The 13,069-nt window shown below is 72.7% G+C and carries 10 protein-coding genes and 1 pseudogene; 9 read left to right on the top strand and 2 right to left on the bottom strand.

The features are described from left to right. Positions 1–54: 54 nt before the first annotated feature. Positions 55–1,197 carry a polysaccharide pyruvyl transferase family protein gene (locus tag OOJ91_RS11835; RefSeq protein ID WP_266244646.1) on the top strand — a complete coding sequence of 381 codons (1,143 nt, stop codon included), beginning with the start codon at positions 55–57 and terminating at the stop codon, positions 1,195–1,197. Between the two features lie 7 nt (positions 1,198–1,204). Here OOJ91_RS11835 and OOJ91_RS11830 read toward each other — a convergent pair whose 3' ends face one another. Continuing rightward, a complete protein-coding gene (locus OOJ91_RS11830; protein WP_266244645.1) occupies positions 1,205–1,411 on the bottom strand; it encodes a hypothetical protein in 207 nt (68 codons plus the stop codon). An 82-nt stretch (positions 1,412–1,493) separates the two neighbouring features. Here OOJ91_RS11830 and OOJ91_RS11825 point away from each other — a divergent pair. From OOJ91_RS11825 to OOJ91_RS11815, 3 genes and pseudogenes are all read left to right on the top strand, one after another. Then, positions 1,494–1,634 (top strand): annotated as a pseudogene (locus OOJ91_RS11825) (mini-circle protein); the annotation flags it as partial. A 186-nt stretch (positions 1,635–1,820) separates the two neighbouring features. Then, positions 1,821–5,084, top strand: a complete 3,264-nt coding sequence (locus tag OOJ91_RS11820) for a DEAD/DEAH box helicase (RefSeq protein ID WP_266244644.1) — start codon at positions 1,821–1,823, stop codon at positions 5,082–5,084. Continuing rightward, entirely contained in the window at positions 5,084–5,983 is a 900-nt protein-coding gene (locus OOJ91_RS11815; protein ID WP_266244643.1) for an SWIM zinc finger family protein, read from the top strand. Before OOJ91_RS11820 ends, OOJ91_RS11815 begins: the two co-directional genes overlap by 1 nt. Positions 5,984–5,987: 4 nt before the next feature. Here OOJ91_RS11815 and OOJ91_RS11810 read toward each other — a convergent pair whose 3' ends face one another. Then, positions 5,988–6,245 carry a DUF3040 domain-containing protein gene (locus OOJ91_RS11810; RefSeq protein ID WP_007463435.1) on the bottom strand — a complete coding sequence of 86 codons (258 nt, stop codon included), beginning with the start codon at positions 6,243–6,245 and terminating at the stop codon, positions 5,988–5,990. A gap of 430 nt (positions 6,246–6,675) precedes the next feature. On the opposite strand from OOJ91_RS11810, the gene OOJ91_RS11805 reads away from it, so the two are divergent. The 5 genes from OOJ91_RS11805 to OOJ91_RS11785 are packed head-to-tail and all read left to right on the top strand — an operon-like array spanning position 6,676 to position 12,997. Beyond that, on the top strand, positions 6,676–8,799 hold the full coding sequence (locus OOJ91_RS11805) for a DUF1800 domain-containing protein (RefSeq protein WP_266244642.1): 2,124 nt from the start codon (positions 6,676–6,678) through the stop codon (positions 8,797–8,799). An 8-nt stretch (positions 8,800–8,807) separates the two neighbouring features. Beyond that, complete coding sequence (locus tag OOJ91_RS11800) at positions 8,808–10,199, top strand: DUF1501 domain-containing protein (protein WP_266244641.1); 1,392 nt, start codon at positions 8,808–8,810, stop codon at positions 10,197–10,199. Then, complete coding sequence (locus OOJ91_RS11795; protein ID WP_266244640.1) at positions 10,196–11,614, top strand: ferredoxin reductase family protein; 1,419 nt, start codon at positions 10,196–10,198, stop codon at positions 11,612–11,614. The genes OOJ91_RS11800 and OOJ91_RS11795 overlap by 4 nt, the downstream gene beginning before the upstream one ends. 11 nt (positions 11,615–11,625) lie before the next feature. Continuing rightward, positions 11,626–12,225, top strand: a complete 600-nt coding sequence (locus OOJ91_RS11790) for an FMN-binding protein (protein WP_266244639.1) — start codon at positions 11,626–11,628, stop codon at positions 12,223–12,225. Between the two features lie 49 nt (positions 12,226–12,274). Further along, positions 12,275–12,997, top strand: a complete 723-nt coding sequence (locus OOJ91_RS11785; RefSeq protein ID WP_266245382.1) for an FAD:protein FMN transferase — start codon at positions 12,275–12,277, stop codon at positions 12,995–12,997. The last annotated feature ends 72 nt before the right edge of the window (positions 12,998–13,069 follow it).

The following is a 13,069-nucleotide window of genomic DNA, read 5'->3' as shown; positions in this document are numbered from 1 at the left end:
GTTCCCCTGACCAGCGGGAAACCGCTGCGGACCGCACCTGGGGAGGAGCGACGGATGACGCATGGCGCCGGACTGACCATCGGTGTGCTCGGCTCGTACGGCGGCCGGAACCTCGGCGACGAGGCGATCCTCACCGGTCTGCTCACCGATCTACGCACGCAGGAACCGAACGCCCGGATCATCGTCTTCTCCCGCAACCCGGAACACACCCGGGGCGCCCACCCGGACGTGGAGGCAGTGCCCTGGGAGGGCGTCAGCCGCACCGACTCGGCGTTGGTGCTGGCCCAGCTCGACCTGCTCATCCTGGGCGGCGGCGGGATCCTCTACGACCGGGAGGCCCGCCGCTACCTGCGGGTCGTCCGGGTCGCCCAGGAACGGGGTCTGCCCCTCATCACGTATGCGGTGGGGGTCGGGCCGCTCAGCGACGCGGTCGACACCGGCATGGTTCGGGAGACGCTCGCCGGCGCGACCCAGGTGACAGTCCGCGACCAGGAGTCCCGGATGGTCCTGGAAGAGGCGGGGCTGCTCAACCCGATCACGGTCACCGCCGACCCGGCGTTCCTGTTGCAGCCGGCCGAATTCCCGGCGCACCTGCTCGCCGAGGAGGGGGTGCCGGCCGGTAAGAGGCTGGTCGGGATCAGCGTGCGGGAGCCGGGACGGGCCGCGGAACGCCTCGACGTCGACGGCTACCACCGGCTGCTCGCCCAGATCGGTGACTTCCTGGTGCACCGCATCGACGCGTACGTGCTGTTCGTGCCCATGGAACGCGACGACATCAGGCACGCCCACGGGGTGCTGTCGCACATGGTCGCCGCCGAGCGGGGGCGGATCCTGCACGGCACCTACTCGCCGGAGCAGGTGCTCGGGCTGATGCGCCACTTCGACCTGGCCGTCGGCATGCGCCTGCACTTCCTGATCTTCGCGGCGATGGTGGGCACGCCGTTCCTGCCGCTGCCGTACGCCGGCAAGGTCTTCGACCTGGCCCAGCGGCTCGGTGTGCCGGCGCTGCGCGGCGTGGAGCGGGAGGTGGAGGGGCCGCTGCTGGCCGAGGTCGACAGGCTGTGGGACGAACGCGCGGAACGCGCCGAGGCCACGGCCCGCCGGGTCGCCGAGGTCTGCGAGCAGGCCCGGGGCACCTCGGAGGTCACACGTGGCGTGCTGGACCGGCTGCGCAGTCAGACCCTGACCCGGGCGTGACCCACTGTCACACCGCCGGGCCGGTCCACCGGTAGCGCCACTCGCGGCTCTCCTCGCGGGCGGACTCCAACTCGTAGATCTGCGCCTCGGCCAGCCCACCGGACCCGAGGTGGTGGTGGGTGAGCGGCGGGCGGCCGTTGGTGTCCAGCTCGACGGTCACGGTCTGCCCGTCCGCCGCGCCGCCGACGAGGAGGATCTGCACGGATGAAGCCATGCGCCCATCCTGCCTGTCGCGAGCGCGCCTCGCAGCGGGATGCGGGGCAGCGTGCGGACCCCGGCGTCGCTAGGGTCGGCGAATGGCGGAGCAGACCATCGATCCGACGCTCGGCCCGGTGCTCGCGCGCGTCGGTGACGAGCGCGCCGTGCTGGACTCGTTCCTCGACTTCCACCGTGCCGTGGTGCTGCGCAAGCTGCGTGGCCTGTCCGACGCCGAGGCGACCCTCCCGGGCCTGCTTTGATCCACACCCAGGTCGCCGATGTGGTGGCATCCGGATGCTCGGACAGCCCCACATCGCCGATATGGAGTCGATCAGCCGCCGGGTCGTGGGTGTCGTGCCGTGGGTGCTGACGGTCGCCAAGCGAGGCCGCCTATCCTGGGCGCGGGCGGCGACGAGGGGGAGTAGGTGCTGGTCATCCACGGGCTGTGGTTGCCCGACTCTGGCTCGACCGCCGGCCTCGCCGTCTGGGCCGAGGACAGCGCCGCGCCGCCCCCCGCCGCCCGCTCGGGCCGGCCACCCCGGGAACGCCCGCACCCCTTCGCCGCCGGGCACGCCGACCTGGTCGCGGCCCTCGCCGACGCCGCCGAACCGGCCCGCCCGGCCACCGCACTGCTCACCCTGCCCACCCGGGCGGGCACGCCGACGGACTCACCCGAGCTGATCCGGACCACCGTCGCACCTCCGGCCCGCGGCCGGCTCACGCTCGCCGCGTGGCGGGTGCCCACCCTGGTGTACGCCCCAGACGACGCCCTACCTCTCCTGCGCGCCCTGGACGACCTCCCGGCGGTGCCCGGGGCGACGTTGCGGCATCTCGCCGAGCTTGCCGACTTCGCCGCCGACCTGGTGGCCCGGGGCCGCGTCCTCCCCGGCGTCAGCACGCCGATCCACCCCACCGGACCGGCGGCGGCGGACCGGGCAGCCCAGGTGACTGCGCGGGCGGTCTGGCGTCCACTGCTGACCGGCACCGACGCCGGCTGGGCGCGATCGTTGGCACTGGCCCTACCGCCCGCCGCCCGCGCCGCCGCAATGCCCACCACCGCACCCACCGCCAGCGCTGCTGTGCCCGCAGCCGGTGTTGTCCCCGCCGTCCGGGGTGCCGCCACGACTCCGACCGGGCCGAGCAGCGCGGGGTCCGACGGGTCCGAGGTGACGGCTGCCGCGCTGGTCGCGGACGCGCTCGACGCGCTCACCGACGCCGCCGGCCGGGCGGCCCTCGCGACCACGACGCTGGCCCGCGGGGTGCGCCCGGGTGGGCCCGCGCCCGCCTGGCTGGCCGCGCTCGCCGGCCCTCGCCGCGACTTCACTGTCGACCAGGCGGCACTGGACATCCTCCGCGCCGAGCTGGACGACTGGCAGCGGGACGCGGCCGGCGGCGCTGTCCGGGCCAGCTTCCGCCTGGTGGAGCCGGCCCCCGACGAGATCACCGAGCCGATCCTGGTCACCCGCCCGCTACCGGGCGACGCGGCCGGGTTGGCGGAGGTCGGCCTCGTCGAGGAGGCGCCTGCCGTCGGCGCGCGATGGCGGCTGGAGTTCGGGTTGCTGGCGGCCGACGAGCCGGGCCTGCACATCGACGCCGGGGAGGTCTGGCGGGCGCGAACGCTCGACGGTCTCGCCGACCGCACGGCCAGCCCGCAGGAGACCCTGCTCGCGGAGCTGGGCCGGGCCAGCCGCCTCTGGCCCGACCTGGACGCCGCGCTGCGCACCGCCGCGCCCGAGGCGATGGAGCTGGACGTCGAGGGCGCGCACCGGTTCCTCAGCGAGGGCGCCCCGGTGCTGCACGCCGCCGGCTTCGGGGTGCTGCTGCCCTCCTGGTGGCGGCGGCCGACGACGCGGCTCGGCGCGCGACTGCGCGCTCGCAGCCGGACCGCGCCCGGCACGGTGGCGAGCACCGAGGCCGGCGTCGGGTTGGACGCGCTTGTCGACTACCGCTGGGAGGTCGCGCTCGGCGACCAGCCGCTGTCCGCCGACGAGTTGGCGGCGCTGGCCGAGCTGAAGACCCCGCTGGTACGGCTGCGCGGCAGGTGGGTGGAGCTGGACCCGGGTCGGCTCGCTGCCGGTCTGCGTCTGCTCCGCTCGGCCGGCGAGTTGAGCGTCGCCGACCTGTTGCGCCTCGGGCTCGCCGACGGCGACGACGCCGAGGCGTTGCCGGTGCTGGAGGTGACCGCCGACGGGGCGTTGGGCGACCTGCTCGCCGGTGCGGTCGAGAGCCGGCTCACCCCACTCGACCCGCCGCCGGGTTTCCAGGGGACGCTGCGGCCGTACCAGCGGAGGGGACTGGCCTGGCTGACGTTCCTGCGGTCACTCGGCCTGGGCGGGGTGCTCGCCGACGACATGGGGTTGGGCAAGACCGTGCAGTTGCTGGCGCTGCTCGCCGGGGACCCGCCGGAGGCCGGGCCGACCCTGCTGGTCTGTCCGATGTCGCTTGTCGGCAACTGGCAGCGGGAGGCGGCCCGGTTCACTCCGGGACTGCGGGTGCACGTACACCACGGGGCGGAGCGGGCGCGGGGGGCGGAGTTCACGACTGCCGCGCACGGCGCGGACCTGGTCCTCACCACCTACTCGGTGGCCGCCCGCGACGCCGTCGACCTGGCCGGCATCGACTGGCACCGGGTGGTGGTGGACGAGGCGCAGGCGATCAAGAACGCCTCCACCCGGCAGGCCGAGGCGGTCCGCGCGCTGCCGGCCCGGCAGCGGGTGGCGGTGACCGGTACGCCTGTGGAGAACCGGCTCGCGGACCTGTGGTCGATCATGCAGTTCGCCAACCCGGGGCTGCTCGGGCCGGCGGCGACGTTCCGCAAGCGGTTCGCCGAGCCGATCGAGCGCCACGGCGACGCCGAGGCCGCCGAGCGGCTGCGCCGGATCACCGGCCCGTTCGTGCTACGCAGGCTCAAGACCGACTCGTCGATCATCTCCGACCTGCCGGAGAAGCTGGAGATGGAGGTGCTCTGCAACCTCACCGCGGAGCAGGCCGCCCTGTACCGGGTGGTGGTCGACGACATGCTGGCCCGGATCGAGACAAGCGACGGCATCGAGCGACGCGGTCTGGTGCTGGCCACCATGACCCGGCTCAAGCAGGTCTGCAACCACCCGGCCCAGTTGCTGCGCGACGGCTCGGCGTTGGAGGGCCGCTCCGGGAAGCTGGCCCGCCTCACCGAGATCCTGGAGGAGGTGCTGGCGGCGGGGGAGCGGGCGCTGCTGTTCACCCAGTACGCGGAGTTCGGCGCGATGCTGCGCGGTCACCTGTCGGCGCGGTTCGGCCGGGAGGTGCTGTTCCTGCACGGTGGGCTCGGCAAGGCCGAGCGGGACGCCCTGGTCGAGCGCTTCCAGTCGGCCGACGGGCCGCCGCTGTTCGTCCTGTCGCTCAAGGCGGGTGGCACCGGGCTCACCCTGACCGCCGCCAACCACGTGGTGCACGTGGACCGGTGGTGGAACCCGGCGGTCGAGGACCAGGCCACCGACCGGGCGTTCCGGATCGGGCAGCGCCGGCGGGTGCAGGTCCGCAAGTTCGTCTGCGCCGGCACCGTGGAGGAGAAGGTCGCGGCGATGATCGCCGACAAGCGCGCCCTCGCCGAGCGGGTGGTGGGCACGGGCGAACAGTGGATCACCGAGCTGTCCACGGGTCAGTTGCGGGACCTGTTCGCCCTGGAGGCCGGGGCTGTGGTGGAGTGATGAGCACCGACCGTTTCGCCGACTACGGCCGTCCCCGCAAGGTCGACGGTGGGCTGCGGGCACGCAGCGCCCGGGGCGCGATCGGGCGGTCCTGGTGGTCCCGGCGCTTCCTGGAGGTGCTGGAGTCGTTCGCGCTCGGCACCCGGCTGACCCGGGGCCGGTCGTACGCGCGGGCGGGTCAGGTACTCCGGCTCGACATCGCGCCGGGCCGGGTCACCGCCCAGGTGCAGGGCTCCCGGCCCCGGCCGTACGAGGTCTCCATCGCGCTGGCGGCGTTCCCGGCCGCGCTCTGGACCCGGATCGAGGACGAGTTGGCCGGGCAGGCGTTCTTCAGCGCCCGCCTGCTCGCCGGGGACCTGCCCGACGAGTTGGAGGAGCTGTTCGTGGCGGCGGGCGCCCCGCTGTTCCCGGCCGCCGTGGGCGAGCTGACCCAGCGCTGCAACTGCCCCGACTTCGCGGTGCCGTGCAAGCACCTCGCGGCCACGTTCTATCTGCTCGCCGAGGCGTTCGACGCGGACCCGTTCGAGCTGCTGCACTGGCGTGGCCGCTCGCGCGCGGACCTGCTCGACCGGCTGCGCGCCCGCCGGGCCGAGGCCACCGGCACGGCGTCGCCTCCCGAACCATCCGTACCGGACGCGCTGCCGTCGGTTGTGGACACTGTGGACGTACTGCCGCCGGTCGGTGCGGCCCGGGCGCTCGCCGGGCTGGCGGCCACCCCTCTCGCGGAGGCGGTGGACCGCTTCTGGGCGGCGCCGGTGCCGCTGCCCGACCGGCCGCCGCGACTGGCGACCGGCCCGGATCTCCTGCTGCGCCAACTCGGCCCGCCGGCGCCGGCCATCGGTGGGCCGGGCCTGCTGGAACGGCTGCGTCGCGCGTACCGGGCTTTCGGCCCGGGGTGAGCTGTCACGTCCAGCGACGGCGGAACCGCCACATGATCGCCGCGTTGGCCACCAGCACCACCGCGCAGATCGCCCCGGCCAGCCGGCCGGCGAACACGGCCATCGCCGGGAGCGACGCCCACAGCACGATGGTCAACAACATCAGGTAGCGGCCCCTGCGGGCTCGCGCCCGGTGGTCCAGCCGGGCGAAGAAGGCCGGGTCACTTTCCCGGAGCTGACGGGTGATCTGGTCGAACCTGCGCTGATCCTCTTTGCTGAGCATGGCGCTGCCTTCCCCTCACGCGTTCAGCGGTTCGGCGGCATACCCGCTGCGGCGGCGGCTCACGCTCGCCCGCTCCTCCTACTTTTCCCAGCGTGAGGAGACTTCACGTCCGGCTTAGCCAAACCTTAAGTTTGCCTGTGGTGGTGAACGACGCGGAACGTGTCGCGTACGGCGGCGTGGTCCGATCCGTACCCGGCTGCCGCGCGTCCGCCCTGCTGGGAAGGTCGGAGCGCCGCCCGGGTGGCCGGCCTGCCACGAACGCGGTGGTGAGGGCTGTCTTAAGTGCCCTCACCGGCGCGTTCGGCCCACCTTGAAGGCACCTGAGCGCTTGGTTACCTTGCCGTAGCAACCCCCTCAGGCAACAGTCGCCGCACCTGCCGCACCCGCTCGGTCGCAGCTTCCGGCGCTCATCAGAAATCGGGATTGGTACATGGCCGACCAGAATGTGCCACCACGTCGACCGCGGGACGACCGCGGCTGGGACGGACGCCAGCACCACACCTCGGACAGCTACGGCGACCCCACCGCGTCGTACGGATACGACTCGCCCCACCCCTACCAGGGCGGCTACCCGGCCCAGGGCGACCCGCGCGAGCAGTACGGCGACGGGTACGCGCACGCCGGACAGCCCGCCCCCGCCCCCCGTGGGCCGCAGTGGGTCGGCCCGGAGGGTCTGGGCCGCCCGGCACCGGCGCGTCCGGCCGGCGCCGGACTGCCCACCCTGGACGATGACGACGAGCCGGGCCGCAAGGTCGGCCGGCGCAAGGCCATCGTCGCGCTCGGTGGCACCGCCGCAGTCGTGGCCGGTGGCGCGGCGCTCGCCATGACCCCGCAGTTCCGCAGCCTCTTCGGTGACGAGGCGGCAGCGGGCGACGCGACGGGCAGCGCCGTCACCGACGGCACCCTGGCGCGCCCCAGCGGCCAGCAGCCGAGCACGGTGCGCACCTACACCGAGCAGAACGAGAGCTACATGGGCTCCCGGGCCGGCGAGGCGCTGAAGAAGAACGCGCCCAGCGGTGGCCGGACCTTCTCCGGCCCGGCCGCGGCCGCCGCGGCGACCACGGTGACAGTCAAGACGGTGCTCGCCAAGGACCCGATCCTGCACCTGGCCCGGCGGGCCACTCTCGGCGCGACGCCAGCCGTGGTCGCCGACATCAAGAAGCAGGGCATCGACGCCTGGATCCGCGGGCAGCTCGACCCGGACAAGATCGAGCCGAGCAAGGCCGAGCTGAAGCTCGCCGAGCTGCCCACCCAGACGCTCTCCGTGCAGCAGTTGCGCGACCAGCGGGACAAGCTCAACGAGCAGGGGGCCCAGCCGGAGCGTGAGGTGGTCGACGCCACCCTGGCCCGGCAGATCTGGTCGAAGCGCCAGCTGTTCGAGGTCATGGTCGACTTCTGGAACGACTTCCTGCACGTCGCCGCCGACTTCGACGGCGGCGAGGTGTACCGCACCTCGTTCGACAAGGACGTGGTCCGCAAGCACGCGCTGGGCAGTTACCCCGAGATGCTTGTCGCGGCGAACAAGCACCCCGCGCTGCTGATCTACCTGAACCAGAAGGACTCCCGCAAGGACGCCATCAACGAGAACCTCGCCCGGGAGAACCTGGAGCTGTACTCGGTGGGCGTCGACGGCGGCTACAAGGAGGGCGACGTCCGGCAGGCCGCCATGCTCCAGACCGGCCGCGGCGTCGACGACAAGGGCCAGTACGTCCTGCGCGTCAACCAGCACTACATGGGCAAGGTGAAGATCCTCGGCTTCACCCACGCCAACACGTTCAGCATCAAGGACGTCAACAACCCGACGGCCAAGGAGGTCGCCGCCGTGGACGCGGCGATCGACAAGTACATCACCTACATCGCGCTGCACCCCTCGACCGCGAAGTACGTGGCGCAGAGCCTCGCGACCCGCTTCGTCTCGGACACCCCGCCGAAGTCCCTCGTGGACCGGCTGGCCAAGGCGTACACCAGCAACAACGGCATGATCAAGCCGGTGCTGATGGCGCTGTTCAGCTCGTCGGAGTTCTGGGCGGCGGTGGGCCAGAAGGTGCGCCGGCCGATGGAGTACCTGGTCGCCACGTACCGCATCCTGGGCGTCTCGCCGGAGGCGTCGGCGAAGAACGACAACGGCGACAACAAGCGCACCCCGTTCGCGAAGGGCCTGCGGCAGATCCACGACAAGCTGCGCGAGCTGGGCCAGTACCCGATGGGTCAGCCCACCCCGGACGGCTACCCCGACGTCTACGTCGCGTGGACCTCGGCCGGCACCATGGTCAACGGCTGGAACGAGGCTGGCGAGATCGTGGCCGGCTACCGCACCTCCTTCACGTACACGGCGCCGGAGAAGCTTGTCGCCAAGCCGCCGGCCACCGCCGGGGCGTACGTGGACGCGCTCGCCCAGCGGCTGATCCACCAGAAGCTCACCGCCCGGGAGAAGAACCTGATCCTCGGCGTCGCCGGCGTCTCGGCGACCACCAAGGTCGATGCCACGTTCAACGGGGCCATCACCGCCGTCGCGCGGGCGATCCTCGCGTCCCCCCAGCACCACCTCCGGTGAGGCACCCGATGGAGAAGACTGTGTACAACTCTTTCCCCCTGCACCCCGAATGCCCCGACCTGTCGCGGCTGGCCGACAACCCGACCGAGGCCCTGCTGCGCGCGGAGGCCGACATCGTCGCCGCCGAGCAGGCCGCCGAGGCCGACCGCTACCGGACCCTGGAGGATCTGGAGGAGGCCCAGCAGGACGGTCGCGGCGTCACCCGGCGGACCTTCGTCGCCGGTGCCGCGGCCACCGCCACCGCGCTGGCCACCGCCCAGTTCGTCACCACCTCGGCGTCGTTCGCGGCGACCAAGACCGGCACCCTGATCCACGTCTTCCTCTACGGCGGGCTGGACGGGCTGAGCCTTGTCGCACCTGACAGCGACCCGGCACTCACCAAGGGCCGGCCCGAGCTGCTGCTCGGCAACGACTCGCTGGCCCTGGCCCGCGGCTTCAAGCTGACCAGCGCGTTCAAGCCGCTGGAGCAGTACCTCAAGGCCGGCCAGCTCGGCTTCATCCCCGCCGTCTCCGACGAGCGCCTGTCCCGAAGCCACTTCCAGGCCGCGGACGCCTGCAACCTGGGCGGTCTGCCGCACGAGACCGGCGGCCGGGGCTGGCTGGACAACCTGGTCGACAACCTCGGCACGGGCACCGCCTTCCGTGGCGTCGGCATCGGCAGCACCCTGCCCCGCTCGCTTGTCGGCAACAACGGCGCGCTGTCGCTGAACAGCGTCGGCTCGCTGCGGCTCAACGGCGACGACAAGTTCCGGGCCGCCACCGAGAAGGCGATCAAGGGGCTCTTCACCGGGATCAACCACCCGGTCGAGGAGGCCGTGCAGGACGGCATGGGTGCGCTTGCCACCGCGCAGAAGCTCGCCGCCAAGCCGTACCAGCCCGCCGCGGGTGTCAAGTACGAGGGCATCGGCAACGCCTTCCAGCAGCTCGCCCAGCTCATCAAGGGCGGCGCCAACGTCCGGGTCGCCACAGTCGGCATGGGCGGCTACGACACCCACGAGAACCAGGGCACCCAGGAGGGCGGTCAGCTGCACCGCCGACTGGGCGAGCTGGCCAGCGCGATGGCCGCCTTCTTCACCGACCTCGGTCCGCAGGCCGCCGACGTGACGATCATGGTGTCCAGCGAGTTCGGCAGGCGGGTCAGCTCCAACAAGGGCGGCACCGACCACGGGCACGGCGGCGTGGTCACCGTGCTCTCCGGCAAGAAGCTGGCCAGCTCTCTGCTGGGCACCTGGAACGGCCTGGACAAGCTGGACTCCGGCGACGTGCCGGAGTACAACAACATGTTCAACGTGTACGGCTCGGTGGCGCAGGGCCGGTTCGGCCTGACCAACGCGCAGGTGGAGAAGATGCTCTTCCCCGGCAGCGACCGGGCCTACAAGCCGATGAAGCTGTACGCGTGACGCATTCGCACACCCACGCCGCCGGCCGCCGCACCGGGACCTCGTCCCGGCACGGCGGCCGGTCGGCTGCACCCGTACTCCCGCAGATCCCGGCCCGGCGCGGACCCGGCGGCCGACGGCTGCTGGCCGCGCTGCTCCTGGTCGGGCTGCTCGCCAGCGTGCTGCCCTGGTGGCTGGGCACCCCCGCCGGTTCGCTGCGGACCACCGCGGCCACCGTCACCGCGGCCGGCCGGATCACCGGCCTGATCGCCGGCTACCTGCTGCTCGTGCAGGTGCTCATGATGAGCCGGCTGCCGGTGCTGGAGCGGTGGATCGGCGGCGAGCAGCTCGCCCGCTGGCACCGCGACATCGGCGCGACGCTGCTGGTCGCCGTGCTGTCGCACCTGTCGCTGATCCTCGTCGGGTACGCCGACCTGCGGAACCACTCGATCCTCGCCGAGGTGGGCACGCTGCTCGGCGAGTACGAGGACATGCTCTCGGCCTTCGTCGCCGCAGGCATCATGCTCGTGGTCGGCTTCAGCAGCGTACGGGCGATCCGTCGGGCGCTGCCCTACGAGGTGTGGCACCTGCTGCACCGGTCGAGCTACCTGGTGCTGCTGCTCGGCTACGGGCACCAGTTCAGCCACGGCGGGCAGCTCTACCGGCCGGGCCCGGTGCGGACCGGCTGGATCGCCCTGTACCTGCTCGTGGTCGCCGCCCTGCTCTGGGGCCGGGTGATCGCGCCGCTGGCGTTCAACATGCGCTACCGGCTGCGGGTCGCCGACGTGGTCGCCGAGAGTCCGGACACCATCTCCATCTACCTCACCGGGGAGCGGCTGGACCGCCTGGAGATGCTCGGCGGCCAGTACTTCCGCTGGCGCTTCCTCACCCCCGGCAGTTGGTGGCAGTCGCACCCGTTCTCCGTCTCCGCAGCCGCCAACGGCCGCTGGCTGCGGCTCACCGTCAAGGTCGTCGGCCGGCACACCGCCGACCTGCGCGACCTCGACCCGGGAACCCGGGTCTGGGCCCACGGCCCGTCGGGCACCTTCACCGCGGCGCACCGGGTGCGCGAGCGGGCGTTGCTGATCGCCGGCGGCAGCGGCATCACGCCCATCCGGGCCATGCTGGAGGAGCTGCCGCCGGGCGCCGCCCTGATCTACCGGGCCCGTACGCCCGCCGACGTGCTGCTCAGCCGGGAACTGGACTGGCTGGCCCAGGAACGCGACACGTCGATCTGGTACGTCATCGGCTCCCGCGACGACCCCGGCCCCCGGCAGCTCATGAGCCCGGACGGGCTGCGCCAACTGGTGCCCGACGTGGCCCGGCGCGACGTCTACCTCTGCGGGCCCCCCGGGCTGGTGGAGCAGTCGGTGCGCGCGCTGCGCCGCGCCGGCGTCCCCCGCAGGCAGATCCACCTGGCCACCTTCGAGCTGTAGGAAGGCATCGCATGCGTCGCGCGTTGTTCGCGATCACCGGTCTGGCCGCCAGCACCGCCGCCCTGGTGGTGCTCAAGGGCTCGCCGGGCACCACCCAGGTCGCCCAGAACCTGCCGACCGCGCAGCCGGTCAATCCGACCCCGCAGGACGTCGACCCGAGCGCCGACCCGGCCGCCGGCCCGTCGGGCGCCGCGCCGAGACCGTCGGTGACCGCCGGCCCGCCGTCGTCGTCGCCCAAGCCGACCAAAAGCACCACGCGGCCGTCGGGCACGAAGACCACCGCGAAGGCCCCGACCGCGCCGAAGACCACCAAAGCACCGCAGCAGCCCACCACCCGCCGGGTGACCGGATCGGAACAGAAGAACGAGTACGGGTACGTGCAGGTGCAGATCGTGGTCTCCGGCAACAAGATCGTCGACGCGGTGACGTTGCAGCTGCCCAGCGGTGGAGAGTCCGACATCCACAGCGGCGACGTCCGGACCATGTACAACGGCTCGGGCGGTGAGGTGGTGCAGAAGCAGAGCGCCAACCTCAACACCGTCTCCGGCGCCACCGAGACCAGCAACTCGTACAAGCAGTCACTGCGGGCCGCGATCGAGCAGGCGTTCTGACGTGCCGGCGGCGATGATCCGACCCGGGCTGTGCCGGGTCGAGCAGATCATGGGTACGGCGATCACCCTGGACCTCGCCGACGACCTGCCCCCCGCCCGGCTGCACGAGCTGGCCGACGAGGTCTTCGCCTGGATGCGCGAGGTCGACGCCCGGTTCAGCACGTACAAGGACGACAGCGAGGTGTGCCGCTTCGACAGGGGCGAGGTGCTGCTCTCCGAGGCGTCGACTGACCTGCGCTTCGTGCTGGAGGCGTGCGCCGACCTGTGGGGCGCCACCGACGGGTTCTTCGACGCGTACGCCACCGGACGGCTCGACCCGTCCGGGTTCGTGAAGGGCTGGGCGGCGCAGGTCGCCTCCGACCGGCTGCTCGCCGCCGGCGCGGCGAACCACTGTGTCAACGCCGGCGGCGACGTACGCGTCCGTGGCTTCTCGCCGGCCGGTGAGCCGTGGCGGATCGGCATCCGGCACCCCTGGGACGCGATGGCGACGTGTCTGGTGCTTGCCGGCACCGACCTGGCCGTGGCCACCTCCGGCGTGTACGAGCGCGGCCGGCACGTGCTGGACCCCCGCCGGGGCGCGCCGGCCAGCGGGCTGCGCTCGGTGACAGTGGTCGGCAGCGACCTCGGCGTCGCCGACGCCTACGCCACCGCCGCCCTGGCCATGGGAGCGGCGGGGATCGGCTGGCTGGACCGTCTCGGCGACCACACGCACGCGGTCGTCACCGACGACGCCCGCCAGTTCCACTCCACAGCACTCCCGCTGACGGTCTAGGGCCGGTTTCATAAGGACGGTCGAGCCGAGGTGGAGTCCGGGCGGCGATCCGGCAAGGCGCGGTTTCGTTCG

The organism is Micromonospora lupini (assembly GCF_026342015.1).
In the GTDB taxonomy this organism is placed as follows: Bacteria; Actinomycetota; Actinomycetes; order Mycobacteriales; family Micromonosporaceae; genus Micromonospora; species Micromonospora lupini_B.
The sequence above is the reverse complement of the archived record's forward strand: the minus strand, read 5'-3'. Positions and strand labels throughout refer to the sequence as shown.

Excerpts from the sequence above, each read along its gene's own strand:
- OOJ91_RS11810 (WP_007463435.1), bottom strand. The coding sequence starts at position 6,245 with ATGCTCAGCAAAGAGGATCAGCGCAGGTTCGACCAGATCACCCGTCAG.
- OOJ91_RS11805 (WP_266244642.1), top strand. The coding sequence starts at position 6,676 with ATGGCCGACCAGAATGTGCCACCACGTCGACCGCGGGACGACCGCGGC.
- OOJ91_RS11835 (WP_266244646.1), top strand. The coding sequence starts at position 55 with ATGACGCATGGCGCCGGACTGACCATCGGTGTGCTCGGCTCGTACGGC.
- OOJ91_RS11800 (WP_266244641.1), top strand. The coding sequence starts at position 8,808 with ATGGAGAAGACTGTGTACAACTCTTTCCCCCTGCACCCCGAATGCCCC.
- OOJ91_RS11815 (WP_266244643.1), top strand. The coding sequence starts at position 5,084 with ATGAGCACCGACCGTTTCGCCGACTACGGCCGTCCCCGCAAGGTCGAC.
- OOJ91_RS11790 (WP_266244639.1), top strand. The coding sequence starts at position 11,626 with ATGCGTCGCGCGTTGTTCGCGATCACCGGTCTGGCCGCCAGCACCGCC.
- OOJ91_RS11785 (WP_266245382.1), top strand. The coding sequence starts at position 12,275 with ATGGGTACGGCGATCACCCTGGACCTCGCCGACGACCTGCCCCCCGCC.
- OOJ91_RS11830 (WP_266244645.1), bottom strand. The coding sequence starts at position 1,411 with ATGGCTTCATCCGTGCAGATCCTCCTCGTCGGCGGCGCGGCGGACGGG.